Here is a 21083-nt window from a genome sequence, read left to right as displayed (position 1 = left end):
CGATGGGCCGGTCGGGGAGATCGCAGGTGGCGATCAGAAACCACATGCCGTCCCGGCACACCAGGTCCGATTCGCCTTTGCGATAGGCGGCCAGCATCGTGAGCTGCTCGGCCGACGCGGTGAAGGCCACATCGCGCACCCTGCCCTCCGTCGTCCAGATCGACACCGTACGCGCGTCGATCCGCCACGACAGGCACCGGTCGTCGAACGGCTGGGCGGCATCGGCGCGGAAGGTGATCGGTTTGGAGGTGGCGGGCACGGCGTGCCGATCCTTGGGGGCCCAGGTTTCCGTTGCGGATGTTGGCGTGCAGCGTGGTGTAGGCGTCGGCGACCTTCTTGATCACATGCTGGGCGGCCTGCGCCCCCAGCCCGCGTGCCTTCAGCTCGCGGTAGGTGTGCCTGCGCAGCGTGTACTCGCGCCGCGTCCCCGTGGTGAAGGCCACCCGTGAGACGTGGTTGGCGGCCTCATTGACCGCGCGCAAGGTGGCCTCCAACGCCGCCGCCTGCTGAGGCGTCGGCATCAGCCTCACCTGCACCACCAACCTCACCTCGAACACATTATCGTTCGGCCGGTATCGCTGTGATGGGAAACCCAACTCGGTATCCGGCCAGGACGCAGCATCGTCTGCACACTGCATGCGTATGTGGTCTTCACACCCAAATGCCGGCGGGGTGTGTTCACCGGCGAACTCGCTAGATAGCGCTGAAGCCGGAGCTAGAAGCGGTAGCTCATGTGCTTGACGCCGTTGATGAAGTTGGACAGCAGGTACGACGGCTCGCCCACCGAGCGGATGGCGGGCATGCGGTCGAACAGTTCCCGGAACATCACGGTGATCTCCCGGCGGGCGAGGTGGGCGCCCAGGCAGTAGTGGGGGCCGTGGCCGCCGAAGCCGACGTGGGGGTTGGGGCTGCGGGTGATGTCGAAGACGTCGGGATCGCGGAAGACCGCCTCGTCCCGGTTCGCCGAGTTGTAGAACAGCAGGACCTTGTCGCCCGCGCGGTAGTCGTGGCCGTTCATCGTGTGGTCGCGTGTCACGGTGCGGCGGAACTGGATGACGGGGCTGGAGTAGCGGACGATCTCCTCGACGGCGCCCGCGATGCGCCCGTCGAAGTCCGCGAGCAGCAGCGCGCGCTGCTCGGGGTGGTCGGTGAGCAGTTTGAGCCCGTGGGCGATGGCGTTGCGGGTCGTCTCGCTGCCCGCGACGACCAGCAGGATGAAGAACGAGCCGAGTTCCTGAGCGGTCAGGCGTTCCTCTCCGTTCACGAGCTTGCTGGTCAGGTCGTCGGTGGGCCTGCGGAGGCGCTCCCCGGCGAGGCGCCGCGCCAGCGCGTTGAGGTCGTGCCCGGCCCGCAGCAGCGCGGCCAGGCCGCGGGCCGTGGTCCAGCGGCCGAAGGAGCCGTCCGGCTGGGACGGGTCGACGGCGACGCCCGAATACTCTGAGTCGGCGTTGGCCAGGATCGTGTTCGTACGGCGCAGCACCCGGTCGTGGTGCTCGGGCGGGATGCCCATCATGTCGCAGATCACCCGTACGGGTAATCGGGCGGCGATCTGGGTGACGAAGTCGCCGGGCCCCTCCCGCACGGCCCCGTCGACGATCTCCCGGGCGGCCCGGCCGAGGTCCTCCTCCATCTTGGCCAGGATGCGCGGGGTGAACGCCCGCGAGACGATCCGCCGCAGCCGGGCGTGCCGGGGATCATCCATGTTGATCATCGATCCGAAGTAGACGGCCAGCCAGCGGGGCATGTCCGGGATGCTGTTGGCCGTCGGCTCGCTGCTGAAGACGGCGGGGTCGCGGCTCGCCTCGGTCACGTCGGCGTGCCGTACGAGCGCGTAGTAGCCCGGTCCGTGACCGATGAAGGGGATCTTGTTCTCCCGGAAGAAGACGGGCCGGTCGAGCGCGCGCAGGCGGCGGAACGCCTCGTGCCGCTCGGCCTGGGGCAGCCCCCAGAACGGGATGTGGGACAGGTCGACAGCCGTGTCCATGCCGCCCACTCTTGTGCGGGGACACAGCATCGTCAAGGGTCGAGAACGCCCTTGTAACCGGACCCTCAAAATCCACTCTCCGAGCAGTTACGCTGAGGTACCTACCGGTTGGTATGGACCGAAGGGTCCGATAGAAGAGGGAGCGGCAGATGCTCAACCTGGCCGTCGTGCTGGAAGACAGCGCACGGGAGAAGCCCGGCGCCACCGCGGTCGTCCTCGGCGACATGCGCCTGCCGTACTCGCTCGTGAACACCGTCGCCAACCAGGTCGCCAACCTGCTGGTCTCGCGCGGCATCGGCAAGGGCGACAAGGTGGCGCTGGCCTGCCCCAACCTGCCGTACTTCCCGTTCGTCTACTACGGGATCCTCAAGGCGGGCGCGACCGTCGTCCCGCTGAACGTGCTGCTGCAGGCCAGGGAGATCGCCTATCACCTGGACGACTCCGACGCCAAGGCCTTCTTCTGCTTCGAGGGCTCCCCCGAGCTGCCGCTGGGCGAACGGGGCCGGGCCGGCTTCGCCGACGCCGAACGCGCCGAGCACTTCTTCGTGCTGCCGGCCACGCCGCTCGCCACCGAGTCCGAGCTCGGCGAGACGCTGTGGGCGGCCCTCGACGGGGTGTCCGGCGAGTTCGAGACCGTGCAGACCTCCCCCGAGGACACGGCGGTGATCCTCTACACCAGCGGCACCACCGGGCAGCCGAAGGGCGCCGAGCTCACGCATCAGAACATGCTGATGAACGCGATGGTCAACGACGAGCTGTCGCCGCGGCAGCCGGAGAACGTCTACCTCGTCACGCTGCCGCTGTTCCACTCCTTCGGCCAGACCGTGCTGATGAACACCGGGTTCCGGCGCCGCGCCGCGCTCGTGCTGATGCCGCGCTTCGAGCCGGCCGAGGCCCTCACGCTGATGCGGCGGGAGAACGTCACGTTGTTCGCCGGCGTGCCGACCATGTACTGGGCGATGCTCACCGCGGTGCACACCGGGGCGGCGCAGGTGCCGACGTCGCTGGTGAGCGCGGTCTCCGGCGGATCAGCGCTGCCGGTGGAGGTCCTCAAGGACTTCAGCGCGACGTTCGGGGTGGACGTCCTGGAGGGCTACGGCCTGTCGGAGACCTCGCCGGTGGCCTCGTTCAACCAGCCCGGGAAGCCCAACAAGCCCGGGTCGATCGGCACGCCGATCTGGGGCGTGGAGATGAAGCTGGTCGACGCCGAGTGGAACACGGTCGACGACATCGGCGAGATCGCCGTCCGCGGCCACAACATCATGAAGGGCTACTACAACCGGCCGGAGGCCACCGCGGAGGTGATGAAGGACGGCTGGTTCCGCACGGGCGACGTGGCCCGGCGCGACGAGGACGGCTACTACTTCATCGTCGACCGGGCCAAGGACATGATCATCCGGGGCGGCTTCAACGTGTATCCCCGGGAGATCGAGGAGGTCCTCATGACCCACCCGGCGGTCTCGCTCGCCGCGGTCGTCGGGGTGCCCCACGACTCCCACGGCGAGGAGGTCAAGGCGTACGTCATCCGCAAGCCCGGCGCCACCACCACCGAGGAGGAACTGGTGGCGTGGTGCCGGGAGACGATGGCGGCCTACAAGTACCCGCGAATCGTGGAGTTCCGCGAGTCCCTGCCGATGACCGCCACCGGCAAGATCCTCAAGCGCGAGCTGCGGTAGAGACCTTTACGGCCAGTCGAGGGACGGGCGCAGCGGAACGTGCGACCGTCCCTCGTCGAGCCGGACGCCGAGCACCTGGTGGAGCTGCACCTTGTTGCGCTCGAACCCGACGACGCAGCCGGCCATGTAGAGCCGCCAGACCCGGGCGGTGCCCTGGCCGACCTCCTCGACCGCCTCGTCCCAGTGGGCGTCGAGGTTCTTGCACCACTCGCGCAGCGTCAGCGCGTAGTGCTCACGCAGGTTCTCCTCGTGGCGGACCTCGAAACCGGTGTCCTCCATCTGGCGGATCAGGTAGCCCACCGACTCCAGCTCGCCGTCGGGGAAGACGTAGCGGTTGATGAAGCCGCCCTTGTTCATGGTCTTCTCGGTGCTGGTCGGGCGCGTGATGCAGTGGTTGAGCAGGCGCCCGCCCGGCTTGAGCTTGCCGTACAGGAAGGAGAAGTACGACGGCAGGTTGTCCTTGCCGATGTGCTCGGTGAGACCGATCGAGCTGACCCGGTCGAAACCGGTTTCCGCGACGTCGCGGTAGTCCATGTAGCGGACCTCGGCGAGCTCCGACAGCCCGGCCTCCGCGATGGCCTTCTGCGCCCACTCGGCCTGCTGGCGCGACAGCGTGACGCCGAGGCCCTTCACGCCGTACTCCTTGGCCGCGTGCATGACCATGCCGCCCCAGCCGCAGCCGACGTCGAGCAGCCGCATGCCGGGCTTGAGGTCGAGCTTCTTGGCCACCAGGTCGAACTTCGTGTACTGCGCCTCCTCCAGCGTCGCGTCCTGCCGCGGGAAGACCGCGCAGGTGTACGCCATGGAGGGGCCCAGCACCCACTCGTAGAAGCGGTTGGAGACGTCGTAGTGATGGTGGATCACCTCGGCGTCCCGCTGCTTGGCGTGCCGGCTGCCCAGCTTCGCCAGCGTGCTCTGCCGTGCCTCCTGCGGCGGCGGCTGGACGCGCATCAGCAGCGGCTTGATCCCGAGCGAGCGGATCGCGGCGACCTTCTCGCTGAGCGGCAGGTCGTTCAGGGTCAGCGACCACATCCGGTCGAGCAGGGTGTACATGTCCCCGTGCACGTCGATGTGGCCGGAGATGTACGCGCGGGCGAGGCCGAGCTCTCCCGGCGCCTGCGCGAGGTAGGCCACCGCCACCGGCGACTTCACCTCGATGCGGAGGTCCGCCCCCGAGGATCCGGCCTTGCTGCCGTCGTAGGCGACGAACTCGACGCCCGCGTCAGGACCGACGATCTTCTCGAAGATCTTCGCAAGAGTCATTGCACCTCTCCCGACGTATCGACGCCTACCGGCCCCTGACGCACTTGTCATAGAGGTCCAGCAACCGGCCGCCCGGGTCGTAAGCGCGTTTGACCGGCCAGTAGGCGTCTCCGTTGTAAAGCCGCCAGAACTCCTCACGCTCGTAGAAAGAGGTGGAGTACAGCGACTTGTGGCCGTCGAGCGAGTGAACTGCCCGCTCGATCAGCCGGTTGTAGTAACCGTCGTACTGTCCGCGCGGCAGCGGAACCATGCCCCAGAAGCCGAAGTTCACGTACAGGCGGCCGGGCTCCAGGGGGTAGAGCGCCCACCGGTCGGTCGCCTTGAGCGGGCACATCCACACCGGGGTCATGCCGACCTTGTCGTGGAAGACCTCCAGGAACTCGGCGGCGCGCTCGATCGGCACCTCGACGTCCTGGATGACCGACTCGTGCACCGGGTTGTTCCGCCAGCGGTCGATCCGGGCGGTCACGCCGTACCTCTGGTCGAGGCCGACGAGCTTGCGATAGACGTCCGACCGCAGGTAGCGGCGCGGGAGGAGCGAGCGGACCAGCGGCTGCTGCACGCCGAAGGCGCGCGAGCACCAGAACCAGTCGGTGTCCCAGCGCCACAGGTAGTCGCGCACGGTCAGCCAGTCGCGGACGCGGCTGCGGATCGACTGGTAGTAGATCCGCATGCCGGTGTAGTCGGACGTGTAGGGCGCCCGGTCGGAGAACGAGCCGATCGTGATGTACAGCTCGTCGGGGCCGAAGAACGTGCCGTCGACGAAGTCCACCTGCTCGCCGTCGTGCTCGCGGCTCTCGCAGATCTCCTGCATGGCGAGCATGCACTTGTCGGCGTCGCTGAAGCGGATGTGCGTCAGCTTGACGTACGGCTTCACCCGGGCCAGCTTGATCCGGATGCGCAGGGCGTAGCCGAGCGTGCCGTAGGAGTTGGGGAACGCGTGGAACAGGTCCGCGTGCTCGTTGTCGGGCCGGGCCACCACGATCCGCCCGTCGCCGGTGAGGATCTCCAGTTCCTCGACCGACTCGTGCGGCAGGCCGTCCTTGAAGCTCGTCGACTCGATGCCGAGACCGGTGACCGCGCCGCCCAGCGTGATCGTCTTGAGCTGTGGCACGACGTACGGCATGAGCCCGTACGGCAACGTGGCGTCCACCAGGTTCTCGTACGTCGTCATGCCCTGGACCTCGGCCGTCATGGTCACCGGGTCCACGTGGATGACCTGGTCCAGATCGCGGGCGGACAGCGTGGCCGTCTTGGCCGGCGTGCGGAAGCGGAACAGGTTCGTCGTCGCCTTGGCCAGCCGGGGAGCCGCGTCCGCCGGAATGGCCGCGTAGGAGTTCCTGATCTGCTCGACGGCCTGCTGATGGGCGGTCATACTGGCCGTGCGCTCTGGCATGACACCACCCCCATGGATCGTAGAGATCGCCTCTTGGCACGCTATCCCCGGAGGGGAACGCAGACCAGAGTAGACACGTTACGCCCGCGAAAACTATCTGGGATTCCCGCGGCGCCCCGTCGGCGTAGATCGTATCCTGCCCTTTCTCATCGCCTCCGCCGCCCCTGCCGTAACTGTGGAAACCGTCATGACCTGGGTTGACGCCGGCGGACGAGCGGGTCGGCGCCGTTGACCACGTTGACGACGGGACGGCCCTCCACCGCCGCGGTGAGGTTGTCCAGCACGCACCGGATCAGCCGGGTCGTCGCCTCGGGCGTGACTCCGGCCGCGTGCGGCGACAGCAGGACCCCCGGGCAGGAGCGCAGCGGGTCGTCCGGCGGCGGGGGCTCGCTGTCGTACACGTCCAGCGCCGCGCCGGCGAGGTGACCGGACTCCAGCGCGGCCAGCAGCGCCGCCTGGTCGACCACCCCGCCCCGCGCCGCGTTGACCAGCACCGACCCCTTCGGCATGCGGGCGATCCCGGCGGCGTCGATCAGCCCGCGGGTCTCCCGCGCGAGCGGCACGGCCAGGACGAGCACGTCGCTACCCGCCACCAGCGCGTCGAGGTCCAGGTAGGCCGCGCCGTACGACTCGGGCTTGGGCGTGCGCGACCAGTAGGAGACCCGGCAGCCGAGCGCGCCGAACAGGCGGGCGCAGGCCGCGCCGATCGGCCCGAAGCCGATCACTCCCACCCGGCATCCGGCGAGCTCGCGGCGCTGGTAGGCGAACTGCGGCCACTCCCCCGCCCGCATGTCCCTGTCGCCGTCCGCGAGGTGGCGCAGCAGCGCCAGCGCGGCGGCCAGGCACCACTCGGCCACCGCGGCGGCGTTCACTCCCGCGGTGTTGGCGAGGGGCACCCCGGCGCGGGCCAGCGCCTCCAGGTCGTGCCCGTCCACGCCGACCGACGGCTGCTGCACGAACGCCAGGCGCGGCGCCAGCCGTACGGCCTCGGCGTCGAGGGCCAGGGCCCCGCTCCAGTCGCCCACGACGATCTCGGCCTCGGGCAGCGCGTCCAGCAGCGCCGCGCGGTCGTGGCGGGCGGGGACACGCACCTCGACGCGGCCGTCGAGGTCGGCGAGCAGGCCGCGCACCGCGGTCTCCGGAAGCGGCGGCAGAGCGAGAACATTCCACGTCACGGGCGCAGTCTCGCACGCCTACAGAAACATGTTCTACTTGTCCCGTGAACTGATGCCGCTGCGAGGAGGGCGCGGATGGAAGAGTCGCGGGGACCCCTGGCGGGGATCCGGGTGCTGGAACTGGCCGGTCTCGCGCCCGGGCCGTTCGCCGGGATGATGCTCGCCGACCACGGCGCCGAGGTGCTGCGGATCGACCGAGTGAAGGCCGTGAGCGACGCCCCGCGCCACGACGTGATGGACCGCGGCAAGCGCACGATCGGCCTGGACCTCAAGTCCCCGGAGGGGGTCGCCGCCTTCAAGCGGCTCGCCGAGCGGGCCGACGTGGTGATCGAGGTCTTCCGGCCCGGGGTCGCGGAACGGCTCGGCATCGGGCCCGCCGACCTCCACGCGGTCAACGAACGGCTGGTCTACGGCCGCATGACCGGCTGGGGACAGGACGGCCCGCTCGCCTCCACGGCCGGGCACGACATCGACTACATCGCCATCGCCGGAGTGCTGTCGATGCTGGGCCGCGAGGGCGGCAAGCCCACCCCGCCGATCAACATCCTCGGCGACTTCGCCGGCGGTGGGCTCATGCTGGCGTACGGCGTGCTGCTGGCCCTGCTGGAACGCGAGCGCACCGGGCGCGGCCGGGTGGTGGACGCCGCGATGGTGGACGGCGCCGCGCTGCTGTTCTCGATGTTCTACGGCGGGGTGCACTCGGGCCACTGGGGCCCGCGCGGCACCAACCTCCTCGACACCGGCGCCCCCATGTACGACACGTACGAGACGGCCGACGGCGGCCATCTCGCCGTGGGCGCGCTCGAGCCGCAGTTCTGGGCGGAGATGCTCGCCCGGATGGGCATCGACGACATGCCCGACCGCGACGACCGGGCGAACTGGCCGGCCATCAGGGAGCGGCTGACCGAGGCGTTCCGGTCGCGCACCCGCGCCGAGTGGGAGGCGGTCTTCGAGGGATCCGACGCCTGCGTGTCCCCCGTGCTCGACCCGCGCGAGGCCGTCCGGCATCCGCACAACCAGGCGCGCGGCACGTTCGTGGAGGTCGGCGGGCTGCCGCAGGCCGCGCCCGCGCCCCGGCTGGTGGGCGTGCCGCGCGGCGACCTGGCCCCGGCCACCCGGCTGCACGACCTGAGCGGCTGGGGCCTGCCCGGCGACGAGGCGAAGGCCCTGCGCGCCGCCGGCGTGCTGGCCTGACCGTGCCGCCCTGACCTGGCCGGCCTGACCGTCTCCCCAACCGTGCCGGTCTGGCCGTGCCGCCCTGACCCCGGCTCCTATTTCCCCCGCGACGATCGAGGAGTTCTCCCGCACATGGACCTTTTCGAGGCCCTCTACACGACCCGCGCCATGCGGCGGGTCAAGCCCGACCCGATCCCGATGGAGGTCCAGGAACGCATCCTGGACGCGGCCGTCCGCGCCCCCAGCGCCGGCAACACCCAGGGCTGGCGGTTCCTGCTCGTTGACGATCCCGGGGTGAAGTCCCAGCTGGGGCCGCTGTACCGGGACGCGCTCGGCAGGCTGTTCGAGGGGCACTACAAGCCGATGCGCGAACGGGCCGAGGCGACCGGCGACACCCGCACGCTCAACGTGCTGCGGTCGGCGCAGCACCTGGCCGACCACTTCGAGTCCTATCCCCTGCTGATGTTCGCCTTCACCCGCAACGACCCGAGCGGCGGCTCCATCTACCCCTCCGTGTGGAGCGCCCAGCTGGCCGCCCGCGCCTTCGGCGTGGGCAGCGCGCTGACGTCCGTGCTGGGGCTGTTCCACGGCGCGGAGACGATGCGGATCCTCGGCGTGCCCGAGGACAAGGGCTGGCAGGTGGCGTGCATGGTCACCTTCGGCTACCCGACCGGCCGCTGGGACGTGGCCCCGCGCCGCCCCGCCCACGAGGTCGCCTACCGCAACCAGTGGGGTGAGCCGGTGGGCTTCGAGATCCCCGAGCCCCTCTGGACGCCCTGAGCCGATCACGCTGACCGCCCTCCAATGAAGCAGGTCTTGAATCGAATGTAGTACACCTACTACATTCGAGAGCACGATTACTGCATTGGAGGGCGCATGCACGACGTCGTCATCCGCGTACGCGGACTCCGCATGGCGTACGGGCCCATCCAGGTGCTCAAGGGCGTCGACCTCGACCTGCGCAGGGGCGAGGTGTTCACGCTGCTGGGGCCCAACGGCGCCGGCAAGACCACCCTGGTCGAGATCCTGGAAGGGTTCCGTACGGGCTGGTCGGGCGAGGTCGAGGTGCTCGGCGAGAACCCGGCTCGGGCCGGGGACGCCTGGCGGGCGCGGCTCGGTGTGGTGATGCAGTCGTGGCGCGACCATCCCCGCTGGCGGGCGCGCGACCTGCTCGCGCACGTCGCGGCGCACTACGAGAAGCCGCGCGACGTGGACGAGCTGCTCGCCACGCTCGGCCTGACCGAGGCGGCGCGAAACCGGGTCGGGGTGTTGTCCGGGGGCCAGCGCCGCCGCCTGGACGTCGCGCTCGGCATCGTCGGCCGTCCCGACGTGCTGTTCCTCGACGAGCCCACGACCGGGTTCGACCCCGAGGCCCGGCGGGAGTTCCACCTGCTGATCGAGCGGCTGGCCGGCGACGAGGGGCTGACCGTCCTGCTCACCACGCACGACCTGGCCGAGGCCGAGCGGCTGTCCGGGCGGATCGCCGTACTCGTGGCCGGGCGGGTGGTCACCTGCGGCAGTCCGGCCGAGCTGGCCCGTGCCGTGCAGGCGCCGTCGCTGGTGCGCTGGGAGGACGGCGAGCTGGAGACCGCCGACCCGTCCGGCGTGGCGTGGGACCTGCACCGGCGGTACGGCGGCCCGGTCCCCGGGCTGGAGATCAGGCGGCCGACCCTGGAGGAGAGCTACCTGGATCTCATCGACGAGACGCGCGAGACGGCGACCGTGGGAGGGACGCGATGAACGCGACGACGCTGGGGCTGCGGCGGGGCTGGACCGAGCAGCTCAACCTCTGGAGCGACCGCAAGGAGCTGCTGAACGCCCTCGTCGGGACCGTCGGCACCTACGTGGTGCTCGTCCTGTTCATCGGGGACGACAACGTGCCCGGCGCACCCGTGTCCATGGCGGCGTTCATGACGCCGGGCTTCCTGGCGTTCGCGGTCTTCTCGACCGGGCTGATGGGGCTGCCGATGCTGATCGCCGCGGACCGCGAGGAGGGCACGCTCATGCGAGCCCGCACGCTGCCCCGGGGCATCCGCGTCTACCTGACCGGGCGGGCCGTCTCGACGCTGCTGACGATCGCGCTGAACGCCGCGCTCGTCCTGCTGGTGGCCGTGCCGCTCGCCGGGGTGACCGCGCCGGCGACGCCCGCGCGGTGGTTCACGCTCGCCTGGGTCCTGGTGCTGGGCACGCTGGCCGTCGTGCCGCTGGGCGCGATGATCGGCAGCCTGGTGTCCGGCCCGAAGGCGGCCGCGGCCATGCTCGCCCTGCCGTCGATGCTCCTGATGCTCGTCTCCGGGGTGATGTTCCCGCTGGAGGCGCTGCCCGGCCTGGTGCGCGGCATCGCCCAGTTCTTCCCCCTCTATTGGCAGGGCCTCGGGCTGCGCGCGGCGTTCCTGCCCGACTCCGTCCTCGCGACCGAGCTCGGGCACAGCTGGCCGCTCGGCCGGGCGGCGGCCGTTCTGGGAGCATGGGCGGTCGGCGGTATGGTGCTAGCCCCCTGGCTGCTGCGCCGGGTCCGCGGAAGATGAGCGGACTCATGGGCCCGACGGAGGTGAGACGTGGCCGAGGAGCCGGTGTTCAACCGCATCGCGGTGCTGAGGGCCGACCGCGGGGTCTCGCGCCGGGATCTGGCCGCCGCGCTCGGGGTGCACTACCAGACGGTGGGCTACCTGGAGCGCGGCGAGTACAGCCCGAGCCTTCACCTGGCCCTGCGGATCGCCGAGTTCTTCGAGGTGCCGGTGGAGGTCGTCTTCTCCCTCAAGCCGTTTCCCAAACTGGGGAGCGCGTCGTGAACCTGCGCGAACGCTGGAACCTCCACGTGGCCCGGTCGATGGAGCAGGACCGCCTCGTGGCGCTGCACCGCACCCGGCGGCGGCGCCGCCTGCTCGTCGTGGCGGGCGCGGCCAGCGTGCTGCTGCTGTGGGCGGACGCCGCGGTGTCGTGGGCGATCGCCCCGAGCGACACCGCCGTCCGGGTGAACCTCGTGCTGCTGGTGGTCATGCTGGCGATCTACGTCCCGGTCGTGACCGCGCTGAACAGCGCCACCCGCGGGCTCGCCTCGCTGCCGGAGACCCACCTCGACGAGCGGCAGGTCGCCGAGCGGCTCCGGGCGCACACGTACGCGAACAGGGTGATGCGACTCATCCTGGCCGGCCTGGCGGCGTTCGTCGTGGTCGCGACGTGGAGCAAGGGAGACAAGTCCCAGATCCCCGCCGCGGCCGTGTTCCTCGGCGTCTTCGCCCTGTGGTGGACGCACTTCCTGCTGCCGTTGCTGGTCGCCGGGTGGCGGCTGCCCGACCCGCCGCCGGACGACGACCGGGACGACGGGCAGAACGACGATCAGGCCGGCGTCGCCTGAACCTGCGCCGGGGGCCCGGAGGGCTCCCCGAACGACGGCAGCGTGGCCACGAAGAGGTCGACGCCCCCGGGGTGGTGGATCTCCAGGTCGGTGGTGAAGGCGCGGGCCGGGGTGCCGCCCGACTCGGTGTGCTTCCACACCTGCTGCCAGGCCTCGACGAGCGCGCCCGGCATCGGTCCCCGCGCCTCGAACAGCAGCGCGGGCACGCCCGGCACCCGCACGGCGACCATGCCCTCTGGCAGTCGCGCCGCCGTACGCACGGCCACGCCGACGATCTGGGTGTAGGCGCCGTTGTGGTCGCTCTCGTAGTCGGTCAGCACGGCGTACAGGTTCTCGTCGATCCGGCCGGGCACGTGCGCGAAGGCTCCGGGCGCTCCGGCGCGAGCCCACAGGGCCGGCAGCTGGGCACGGGCCTGGTCCGCCTCCGCCGCGTTGGTCGTCCGTACGGCATAGCCGACGACGAGCGTCTCCGGACGGTCAACGATGATCACATGCTCTCCTTTCAGGCGAGGTCAATGTATCCCGTGTCCGGGTCTGCTCCGGCGTCGGCCGGGAATGCCGGATATGACCCGCTCACAACGTAGGCTGGACAAACGTGCGATTCCTCAATGATGTGACGCCGCCCTACGATCTCACGTACAGCGATGTCTTCATGGTGCCCTCCCGTTCCTCGGCCGGGTCGCGCCTCGCCGTGGACCTGTCCACCGGTGACGGAACCGGCACCACGATCCCCATCGTCGTCGCCAACATGACGGCCGTCGCGGGCCGCCGCATGGCCGAGACCATCGCCCGGCGCGGCGGCATCGCCGTCATCCCCCAGGACATCCCGATCGACGTGGTGGCCGATGTCATCGAATGGGTGAAGAGCCGTGACCTCGTCCACGACACGGCCATCACCCTCACTCCCCACGACACCGTGGGCGAGGCGCTCACCCTGCTGCCCAAGCGGGCGCACGGCGCGGTCATCGTCGTCGACTGGGACAACCGCCCGGTCGGCGTGGTGACCGAGGCCGACTGCCACGGCGTCGACATGTTCACCCAGCTCTCCCAGGTCATGACCGAATCACCGCAGACGCTGCCGCGCGGCGTCGATCCGCAGGCCGCGTTCGAGGCGCTGCACGAGGGCCGCCACCGGCTGGCGCCCGTGGTGGACGAGGACGGCCGCCTGGTCGGCATCCTCACCCGCACCGGTGCCCTGCGCTCCACCCTCTACCAGCCCGCCGTGGACGCGCGCGGCCGCCTGCGCGTCGCGGCGGCGGTCGGGGTGAACGGCGACGTGGCCGCCAAGTCCAAGGAACTGCTCGACGCGGGCGTCGACGTGCTCGTGGTCGACACGGCGCACGGCCACCAGGAGAAGATGATCTCGGCGCTGCGGGCCGTACGCGCGCTGGAGCCCTCCGTGCCGATCGCGGCGGGCAACGTCGTCACCGCGGAGGGCGTACGCGACCTCGTGGAGGCCGGCGCCGACATCGTCAAGGTCGGCGTGGGCCCGGGCGCCATGTGCACGACCCGGATGATGACCGGCGTGGGACGGCCGCAGTTCTCGGCCGTTCTGGAGTGCGCCGCCGAGGCCCGCCGCCTGGGCCGGCACGTGTGGGCCGACGGCGGCGTGCGCCACCCCCGCGACGTCGCGCTGGCGCTCGCCGCGGGAGCCTCCAACGTCATGATCGGTTCGTGGTTCGCCGGCACGTACGAGTCGCCCGGCGACACCCGCACCGCCCCGGACGGGCGCAAGTACAAGGAGAACTTCGGCATGGCCTCGGCCCGTGCCGTACGGCTGCGCACCGCCGAGGACTCGCCGTTCGAGCGGGCCCGCAAGGCGCTGTTCGAGGAGGGCATCTCGACCTCCCGGATGTACCTCGACCCGGCACGGCCCAGCGTGGAGGACCAGGTCGACGCCATCGTGGCCGGTCTGCGTTCCTCCTGCACGTACGCGGGCGCCACCACTCTGGAGGAGTTCCACGAGCGGGCGGTGGTCGGCGTGCAGAGCGCATCCGGCTACAGCGAGGGCATGCCGCTGCACCAAAGCTGGTGACTCCTCCTATTCCGTACAGGAATATCGAGCTCTCTGGGGGTAGTGCGTCCGTGTTACCGACCGCACTACCCCGCGGAGGCGATCATGCAGTACTCCCCGGCCGGAGGGCCGGTCAGTCCGGCGGTCGACAGACGGCTGCTGGTCAGTTACGACAACTACGCGGCGGCGCAGCGCGCCGTCGACACCCTGTCCGACGCCGGGTTCCCGGTGGAGAACACCGCGATCGTCGGCAGCGACCTGCGCCTGGAGGAGACCGTCACCGGGCGGCTCACCAACGGCAGGGCCGCGCTGTCCGGCCTGATCACCGGCGCGGTGTTCGGACTCATCGTCGGCCTGTTCCTCGGGCTGTTCACCTCGGCCACGACCTCGTTCTTCGGGCTGGTGCTGTGGTCGATCCTCTGGGGCGCCATCGCCGGCGCCGCCTTCGGCTTCACCAGCCACGCCTTCACCGGCGGGACGCGCGACTTCTCGTCCAGGAGCTCGATCGTCGCCGGGCGCTACGACGTGCTGGTGGCCTCTCCCATGCTCGACCAGGCCCAGGCGCTGCTGCAGGGCGGCGTGCAGCCGGCCGACACCGTCGTGGTCCAGCGTCCGCCGTCGGCCGGGCCCGTCACGTCACCGCTCGCGGCGCGTGACACCGCTCCGCAGGCCACCGGCTACCCGGTGACCGACGCGGATGAGGCCCGCGCGGATGAGGCTCGTGCGGATGAAGGCCGTGCCGAGGAGGCGCGCGACGACGACCGGGCGGGCCTGTCGAGGGGCCGTCGCCCGTAACCCTCGTCATCCTCCGGAATTCCGACGCCTTCCCCACCCCGCGTGGGGAAGGCGTCGTCGTGTCGGCCGTCCCCGGTAGAGTCGTCAGCCGGCCGGAACTTCCGGCACCGAAGCGCCTTCGGGCACATACAGAACAGTTGGGCAAACACAGAACAGGAGGCCCACGTGGCACTGGAGAAGCCCGAGATCGACTTTCCCGAGGGCGCGCCGCCCGCGGACCTGGAGATCGTCGATCTCGTCGAGGGGGACGGGCCGGAGGCCAAGCCCGGGCAGAACGTGACCGTCCACTACGTCGGGGTGGCGTTCTCCACGGGTGAGGAGTTCGACGCCTCCTGGAACCGCGGCCAGCCGTTCCAGTTCCCGCTCGGCGGCGGCCGGGTCATCGCCGGCTGGGACCGCGGCGTGGCCGGCATGAAGGTCGGCGGACGGCGCCGTCTGACGATCCCCCCGCACCTCGGGTACGGCAACCGCGGCGCGGGCGCCCTCATCAAGCCCGGTGAGACGCTCATCTTCGTCGTCGACCTGCTCGGCGTCGGCTGACCGGGACACCGGCGAGGCGACGGCGGCGCTCCGGATTCGGGGATAGGAGGACGGGAGCGGTTCGAGGATGATGACCGCGTGGACCATGCCCTCCCGAACCACCGCCGCATGGGCCCCCTCGATCGGGGTCCCTCCCATCACGGCCGCCCTCAGGACGGCCCCCTGCGAACGCCGGCTTCCGGGAGGCCGGCGTGACCGCGGACGACCAGGTGACGGGCGGCACGCCGACGACACGCGACGACGCCGGCAGGACGGCCCCCGGCGGTGACCTCCGGGCGGGCGCTCCGCTCACCGGGCCGCCCCGGGCCGTGCCCGCGATCGCCGCCGCGACCGTGGCCGTGCTGCTCGCCGTGAGCCCCTGGTACGGCTACCACCGCGACGAGCTGTACTTCCGCATGCTGGGCGAGCGGCCGCGGCTCGGATACTTCGACACCCCGCCGCTGACGCCGATGATCGCCCGGGTGTCCACGGCGATCTTCGGGGACACGGTCGTCGCGCTGCGGATCGTGCCCGCCCTGTGCGCCGGGGCTCTGGTCGTGCTCGTCGCGCTGACCGCCCGCGAGCTTGGTGGCGGACGTGCGGCCCAGGTCCTCGCCGCGGCCGGGACGGCGACCTCCGTGTTGCCTCTCGTGGCCGGTCACGCCCTGCTGACCCTCACCCCCGATCTCGTGCTCTGGAGCGCTGTCACGCTGTGCCTGCTCCGGGTGCTACTCAGAGGGGACGGGCGCTACTGGCTCTGGGTAGGAGCGCTGTCCGGGGTCGCCGCGTACAACCGCGACCTGATCGTGGTGTTGCTGGGCAGCGTGGGCCTGGGCATCCTCGTGGCCGGCCCGCGCGAGGTGCTGCGGGACAGGCGACTGTGGGCCGGCGCCCTCCTGGCTCTGGCGATCGCCTCACCCAACCTGCTCTACCAGGCGACGCACGACTGGCCGCAGTTCCAGATGGCCCAGGCGCTGAGGATCGACGAGGGCGCCGACAACCGCGCCACCTTCGTCCCCCTTCAGATCGTGCTGCTCGGGCCCGTGCAGGCGGTGGTCTGCGTGGCGGGCTGGCTGCGGCTGTGGCGGAACCGGCGGGTCCGCTCCCTCGCCATCGCCTACCCCGTGGCCTGCGCGCTGGTCCTCTATTCGGGGGGCCGCCCCGACTACACCGGCGCGTTCCTGCTCTACCTGTTCGCGGCCGGCTGCGTGACGGCGGCCGGGTGGCGGAGGCGGGGAGTGCTGGTCGCGGCGCTGGCGGTCGACGCCGTGGTGGCGGTGGTCGTGGCGCTGCCGGTCGTCCCGGCGGCGTCGCTCGCCGGCACGCCGGTCGCCGCCATCAACGAGGTCGCCCGTGAGTCGGTGGGCATGCGCGATGTGGCGGCGCAGACGGCCCGGGTGGTGAGCGGCCTGCCCGCCGGCGAGCGCGCCGGTGCGGTGCTGCTCGCGGCGAACTACGGCGAGGCCGGCGCGCTGCGCCGCTGGGCGGACGAGTTCCGGCTGCCCGCGGTCTACAGCGGCCACAACGAGCTGTGGTGGTGGGGACCGCCGCCGGAGGGCACGCGGGTGGTCGTGTCCGTCGGCTACCCGCCCGCCGACCTCGGCGCCGTCTTCGCCCGCTGCACCCTCGCGGGCAGGCTGAGCGGGATGCCGGGCGAGGAACAGGATGTGCCGATCACGGTCTGCCGCGACCCCGTCCGGCCCTGGCGCGAGCTGTGGCCGCGCGCGCGCCACTACAGCTAGCGCCCCTCCCGCCGATCTCTGCCCCGGGCACACCTTGGCGGCCGCGGCACGGGGTCGTGTCCGACCCCCGGCCTGGGCATCTGGCGCTGTGGTGAGGCAGGATTACGGTGTGTTGCTGATCGACCTTGCCAGGACGTCCGCGGCCGTCGCCGCGGACTCGGCGCGGCTCGCCAAGATCAGGCACCTCGCCGAGCTGCTCGGCAGGGTGGGACCGGACGAGGCCGAGATCGCCATCGCTTACCTGTCCGGTGAGCTGCCGCAGCGCCAGATCGGGGTGGGCTGGCGGAGCCTGTCCGACCTCCCCGAGCCACGTCAGATCGCCACGGCGACCCTGACGCAGGTCGACGCGCTGCTCGAACGCGTCAAGTCGCAGTCCGGGTCGGGTTCGCAGGCCGCGCGCCGTGACCTGCTCGGCGAGCTGTTCGGCGCCCTTACCCGGCAGGAGCAGTCGTTCCTGCACCGGCTGCTGACCGGCGAGCTGCGCCAGGGGGCGCTCAACGGGGTGATGATCGAGGCGGTCGCCATGGCCGCGAACGTGCCCGCGGCGAGGTGCGCCGGGCCCTGACCCTGCGCGGCTCGCTGCCCGCCGTCGGCGCGGCCGCGCTGCGCGGCGGCGTCGCGGAGCTGAAGGCGTTCCACCTGGAGGTCGGGCGGGCGGTGGCGCCGATGCTCGCGCAGAGCGCGCCCAGCGTGACCGCCGCGCTGGAGAAGGCCGGCGTCCCTGCCGCCGTGGAGTGGAAGCTCGACGGCGTGCGGGTCCAGGCCCACCGGTCGGGCGACCGGGTCGCCGTCTTCACCCGCACGCTCGACGACATCACCGCGCAGGTCCCCGAGCTGGTGGAGGCCGTGCTCGGCCTGCCCGGGACCGATCTCGTGCTCGACGGCGAGGTCATCGCGCTGCGCCCGGACGGCCGCCCCGAGCCGTTCCAGGTCACCTCGGGCCGGGTGGCCAGCAGGACCGACGTCGCGTCGCTGCGCGCGACCGTGCCGCTGACCGTCTTCTTCTTCGACGCCCTGCGCGTGGGCGGCGCCGACCTGCTCGACCTGCCGGACGAGGAGCGGCACTCCGCGCTGGAGGCCGCGGTCCCGGCCGAGCTGATCACACCTCGGCTCGTCACGGCGGACGCCGAGGAGGCCGAGGCGTTCTTCGGCGACGCCGTACGGCGGGGCCACGAGGGCGTCGTGGTGAAGTCGCTGCGCACGCCGTACGCCGCGGGCCGGCGGGGGGCGGGCTGGGTCAAGGTGAAGCCGCGGCACACGTTCGACCTGGTCGTGCTGGCCGCCGAGTGGGGCAGCGGACGCGCCGGGGCTGGCTGTCCAACCTGCACCTCGGCGCCTACGACCCGGAGACCGGCGGTTTCGTGATGCTCGGCAAGACGTTCAAGGGCCTCACCGACGAACTGCTGACCTGGCAGACCGAGCAGTTCCTGCGGCTGGCGGAGGGGCCGGTGGACGGCTACGTCGTCACGCTCAAGCCCGTGCTGGTCGTGGAGATCGCCTTCGACGGCGTGCAGCGGTCGAGCCGCTACCCCGGCGGCATGGCGCTGCGCTTCGCCCGCGTGCTGCGCTACCGGCCGACAAGCGGCCGGAGGAGGCCGACACCGTGGCCGCGGTCCGCGCGCTCATGCCCTGACCTGAAGCCGCCTCACGCGTTACTTGATCAGGCGGATGGTCAGCGGGTAGCGGAACTCGGTGGCGGCGAGCGCCGACACCCCGCCGACGATGCACAGCACCAGTCCGACGACCCAGATGACCGGCAGCAGGACGACGCCGACGACGGTGAACGGCAGCAGCACCGTCGCACCCAGGACGGTGAGGTGGAAGTTGAGCGACTCCACCGCGTGCTTCCTGATGTAGGGGGACGTCCGCCCCGCGGTCACCATCATCAGCAGCGGGCCGATGATGAACAACCCCAGCAGCGCGAACAGGTGCGAGGCCGCCGCCCCGACCCGGTCTCCGCCGTCGGGGACCGCGGCCCGGTACGCGGGCGGCCGGGGCACGTACGCCGGGCGGGTGCCGTACAGGTCGTTCATGATGGGCACGAGATCGGCGTGCGTGCGCGCGGTCATCGCCAGGTGCAGCCGCTCGTCCATCTCGTGCTTGTCGAGCCTGCCCTCGGCGTAGGCCGCTTTGACGTGCTCGACCACCTGTTCGCGGTCCTGGTTGGTGACGCGCAACTGGGGGTGTGGCATCGGGGCACTGCCCGGCCATGGTGGTGTCGCTGCCGCGGGCATCACAGCTTCGCCTTCCGTCGATCGACTGCTCGGCTCTCTTCGAGTCTGCCTCCATCTTGTGCCGCGTACGCACCCGGCGGCATCAGGGACATCCCCGACATCGCCCCGAGACCGTTCACTTAACGCCATCGTGATCCACGGCGATGTATACAAGCACTATGAGATGGCGAGATCGCTACGGGCTCCGGCGGCGCCGGGGCGCCCGCGTGGCCAAGTTCGACCGCGAGGCGACCGACGCCGACATCGAGGCCCTCATCGAGTTCGCCAAGACCCGGCGTGGAGTCGAGTTCTACGTCGAGCCCGAGACCTTCGCGACCGACACCACCGCGGTGGCCGTGGCCCACGACGGGGAGTGGACCCGTCGCCGCGTCGGAGCTCCCGCCGTGATCGCCAAGGTCGCCAGGGATCTCGCCCTTCCGGTGTACGACGTGCAGCTCACGGGTTACCCCGCCCGGATGCGGGCCTACAACGAGCGTCGTCGTCAGGCTCAGGGCGGCGACGCGGACTGACCGCGGCCCGGGGCCGTCGCGGAGACCGGATCGGGCAGGTCCCTGGCCAGCAGTGCGCGCAGCGGTGCGAGCCAGATCGCCCGGGGAGGGCCCATCTCCTCGTCGAGCTCCTCCGGCGTCGGCATGCGGTCGCGGAGCATGGCGGGGGACATCATGTGCACCAGGGCCTGCCGGAGAAGGAGCGCCATCGAATAGCCGGGGTCGGCGGCGAGCGCGCGCTCCAGCGCCATCCCCGCGAGCGCGCACTCCCCCCGATGCCAGGAGGCGGCCGCCAGCAGTGAGGCCGCGGGCGCGACGTGGCCCGGCTCCAGCCGGCGGGTGAGATCGCGCCACAGTGCGATGTGCGCGTCCCGGTCGTCGATCAACGCCCACGCCTCGTCGCGCACTCTGACCACGGCGAGGTCGAGCCCGAGCCGGGCGGCGCCCTCGTCGTCCAGCCTGCCTGCCGAGTCGTACAGGCCGATGGCTCTGCGCACCCGCGCCAGCCCCTCGGCCACGAACCGCGCGGCCGTCTCGTCCGCGACCGATCCCCCGGGCTCGGGCACGGCCCGCAGATCGGCCATGACGCGGAGGGTGACCTGCCGCATCGCCGCTCCGCCGCACGGCTGGACCGAGCGCCGCAGGCTGCCCCGGTCGGGCAGGGCGACCAGCCCGTGCATCACGGCCTCGGCGGCGACGTGGCTGCGCTCGGTGTCGTACGGCGTGCCTTCGGGGGGACAGCAGGTCGCGCTGCCGCAGGAGTAGGACCAGTAGCGCCCGCCTTCGGCCCGGAGGCTCTCGGCCACCCGGATGCCTCCGGCGTGCAGCAGCCGGGTCACCGTGTCGACGGCCGGGGTCACCAGGGCGCCGGGACCGTAGCCGACGACGAACGCGGCGGTCACCGACTCGCGGCGCAGCAGCGTGACCAGCCGGTCGAGGTCCCCGGAGGCGACCGGCAGGTCCCAGCGCGTCGTCAGCCGCACCTCCGGGCCGGTGACGCCGGTCACGACGAGGCTGTCGGCGGGGTGGAACCCGACGAGGTAGGGCACGGCGGCGAGGATGTCCGCCGGCGAGGAGAGCACGAGCTTCGGGATCGTCATGGCCGCAAGCCTCGCCGGACGACCGCGCCCCCACGACGGCCGAAGCGCGTTCTGGGGACAAGCGTCCTCCTGTGGACAACCGGTCAGCCGGAAAACCGTTGGCACCGGGCGGGGCACGCGGCCTACACTCGGCGCCATGTCCACGCCCCGGATCTCTTAGCTC

Annotated in this window: 21 protein-coding genes and 2 pseudogenes; 15 read left to right on the top strand and 8 right to left on the bottom strand. The window is 71.4% G+C overall.

Going from position 1 to position 21083, the window contains the following annotated elements:
* Together B1L11_RS47015 and B1L11_RS21455 are read right to left on the bottom strand one after the other, a co-directional pair.
* Positions 1-259, bottom strand: a pseudogene (locus tag B1L11_RS47015) (RNA-guided endonuclease TnpB family protein); the annotation flags it as partial.
* A gap of 456 nt (positions 260-715) precedes the next feature.
* Entirely contained in the window at positions 716-1984 is a 1269-nt protein-coding gene (locus tag B1L11_RS21455) for a cytochrome P450 (RefSeq protein ID WP_079316124.1), read from the bottom strand.
* 149 nt (positions 1985-2133) lie between these two features.
* Between B1L11_RS21455 and B1L11_RS21450 the strand changes: the two genes are divergently transcribed.
* Entirely contained in the window at positions 2134-3660 is a 1527-nt protein-coding gene (locus B1L11_RS21450) for a long-chain fatty acid--CoA ligase (protein ID WP_079316123.1), read from the top strand.
* Between the two features lie 6 nt (positions 3661-3666).
* On the opposite strand, the gene B1L11_RS21445 is transcribed toward B1L11_RS21450, so the two are convergent.
* The 3 genes from B1L11_RS21445 to B1L11_RS21435 all read right to left on the bottom strand — a co-directional run bounded on the left by B1L11_RS21445 (position 3667) and on the right by B1L11_RS21435 (position 7494).
* Complete coding sequence (locus B1L11_RS21445) at positions 3667-4923, bottom strand: class I SAM-dependent methyltransferase (protein WP_079316122.1); 1257 nt, start codon at positions 4921-4923, stop codon at positions 3667-3669.
* A gap of 25 nt (positions 4924-4948) precedes the next feature.
* On the bottom strand, positions 4949-6319 hold the full coding sequence (locus B1L11_RS21440) for an FAD-binding oxidoreductase (RefSeq protein ID WP_079316121.1): 1371 nt from the start codon (positions 6317-6319) through the stop codon (positions 4949-4951).
* 185 nt (positions 6320-6504) lie between these two features.
* Complete coding sequence (locus B1L11_RS21435) at positions 6505-7494, bottom strand: NAD(P)-dependent oxidoreductase (RefSeq protein ID WP_079316120.1); 990 nt, start codon at positions 7492-7494, stop codon at positions 6505-6507.
* 75 nt (positions 7495-7569) lie between these two features.
* On the opposite strand from B1L11_RS21435, the gene B1L11_RS21430 reads away from it, so the two are divergent.
* From B1L11_RS21430 to B1L11_RS21405, 6 genes are all read left to right on the top strand, one after another.
* Positions 7570-8688: a CaiB/BaiF CoA-transferase family protein gene (locus B1L11_RS21430; RefSeq protein WP_079316119.1), complete on the top strand. Its 1119-nt coding sequence runs from the start codon at positions 7570-7572 to the stop codon at positions 8686-8688.
* A 114-nt stretch (positions 8689-8802) separates the two neighbouring features.
* The gene (locus B1L11_RS21425) at positions 8803-9450 is read left to right on the top strand and encodes a nitroreductase family protein (RefSeq protein ID WP_079316118.1); all 648 of its coding nucleotides are present in this window, start codon (positions 8803-8805) and stop codon (positions 9448-9450) included.
* Between the two features lie 96 nt (positions 9451-9546).
* The gene (locus tag B1L11_RS21420) at positions 9547-10410 is read left to right on the top strand and encodes an ABC transporter ATP-binding protein (RefSeq protein ID WP_079316117.1); all 864 of its coding nucleotides are present in this window, start codon (positions 9547-9549) and stop codon (positions 10408-10410) included.
* Entirely contained in the window at positions 10407-11198 is a 792-nt protein-coding gene (locus tag B1L11_RS21415; protein WP_079316116.1) for an ABC transporter permease, read from the top strand. Before B1L11_RS21420 ends, B1L11_RS21415 begins: the two co-directional genes overlap by 4 nt.
* A 30-nt stretch (positions 11199-11228) precedes the next feature.
* On the top strand, positions 11229-11462 hold the full coding sequence (locus tag B1L11_RS21410) for a helix-turn-helix transcriptional regulator (protein ID WP_079316115.1): 234 nt from the start codon (positions 11229-11231) through the stop codon (positions 11460-11462).
* Positions 11459-12028, top strand: coding sequence for a hypothetical protein (locus tag B1L11_RS21405; RefSeq protein WP_079316114.1), 570 nt, complete (start codon positions 11459-11461; stop codon positions 12026-12028). The genes B1L11_RS21410 and B1L11_RS21405 overlap by 4 nt, the downstream gene beginning before the upstream one ends.
* On the opposite strand, the gene B1L11_RS21400 is transcribed toward B1L11_RS21405, so the two are convergent.
* Positions 12010-12519 (bottom strand): GyrI-like domain-containing protein, encoded by a 510-nt coding sequence (locus B1L11_RS21400; protein ID WP_079316113.1) that lies wholly within the window; start codon positions 12517-12519, stop codon positions 12010-12012. The two genes, B1L11_RS21405 and B1L11_RS21400, sit on opposite strands and share 19 nt — an antisense overlap.
* A gap of 104 nt (positions 12520-12623) precedes the next feature.
* Between B1L11_RS21400 and B1L11_RS21395 the strand changes: the two genes are divergently transcribed.
* The 7 genes and pseudogenes from B1L11_RS21395 to B1L11_RS51565 all read left to right on the top strand — a co-directional run.
* On the top strand, positions 12624-14063 hold the full coding sequence (locus B1L11_RS21395; protein ID WP_079316112.1) for a GuaB1 family IMP dehydrogenase-related protein: 1440 nt from the start codon (positions 12624-12626) through the stop codon (positions 14061-14063).
* Positions 14064-14147: 84 nt separating this feature from the next.
* A complete protein-coding gene (locus tag B1L11_RS21390; protein ID WP_179155263.1) occupies positions 14148-14837 on the top strand; it encodes a YrzE family protein in 690 nt (229 codons plus the stop codon).
* Positions 14838-15002: 165 nt separating this feature from the next.
* The gene (locus tag B1L11_RS21385) at positions 15003-15377 is read left to right on the top strand and encodes an FKBP-type peptidyl-prolyl cis-trans isomerase (RefSeq protein WP_079316111.1); all 375 of its coding nucleotides are present in this window, start codon (positions 15003-15005) and stop codon (positions 15375-15377) included.
* Positions 15378-15568: 191 nt separating this feature from the next.
* Positions 15569-17098 (top strand): glycosyltransferase family 39 protein, encoded by a 1530-nt coding sequence (locus B1L11_RS21380; RefSeq protein WP_079316110.1) that lies wholly within the window; start codon positions 15569-15571, stop codon positions 17096-17098.
* Between the two features lie 109 nt (positions 17099-17207).
* On the top strand, positions 17208-17663 hold the full coding sequence (locus tag B1L11_RS51575; RefSeq protein ID WP_256862767.1) for a hypothetical protein: 456 nt from the start codon (positions 17208-17210) through the stop codon (positions 17661-17663).
* Positions 17648-18463 (top strand): hypothetical protein, encoded by an 816-nt coding sequence (locus B1L11_RS51570; protein WP_256862766.1) that lies wholly within the window; start codon positions 17648-17650, stop codon positions 18461-18463. The genes B1L11_RS51575 and B1L11_RS51570 overlap by 16 nt, the downstream gene beginning before the upstream one ends.
* A pseudogene (locus tag B1L11_RS51565) lies at positions 18385-18615 on the top strand (ATP-dependent DNA ligase); the annotation flags it as partial. The gene B1L11_RS51570 and the pseudogene B1L11_RS51565, both read left to right, overlap by 79 nt.
* Before the next feature lie 135 nt (positions 18616-18750).
* Here B1L11_RS51565 and B1L11_RS21370 read toward each other — a convergent pair.
* Positions 18751-19290 (bottom strand): DUF1707 and DUF4870 domain-containing protein, encoded by a 540-nt coding sequence (locus B1L11_RS21370; protein ID WP_256862765.1) that lies wholly within the window; start codon positions 19288-19290, stop codon positions 18751-18753.
* A gap of 200 nt (positions 19291-19490) precedes the next feature.
* Here B1L11_RS21370 and B1L11_RS21365 point away from each other — a divergent pair, with 200 nt between their 5' ends.
* Entirely contained in the window at positions 19491-19841 is a 351-nt protein-coding gene (locus tag B1L11_RS21365) for a hypothetical protein (RefSeq protein WP_079316109.1), read from the top strand.
* Here the strand turns inward: B1L11_RS21365 and B1L11_RS21360 are convergent.
* Positions 19820-20920, bottom strand: coding sequence for a DUF4192 domain-containing protein (locus tag B1L11_RS21360; protein WP_079316108.1), 1101 nt, complete (start codon positions 20918-20920; stop codon positions 19820-19822). The genes B1L11_RS21365 and B1L11_RS21360 overlap by 22 nt on opposite strands.
* Positions 20921-21083: the final 163 nt, after the last annotated feature.

Origin of the sequence: Microbispora sp. GKU 823, from assembly GCF_002027145.1 — a bacterium.
Taxonomy (GTDB): Bacteria; Actinomycetota; Actinomycetes; order Streptosporangiales; family Streptosporangiaceae; genus Microbispora; species Microbispora siamensis.
The sequence above is the reverse complement of the archived record's forward strand: the minus strand, read 5'-3'. Positions and strand labels throughout refer to the sequence as shown.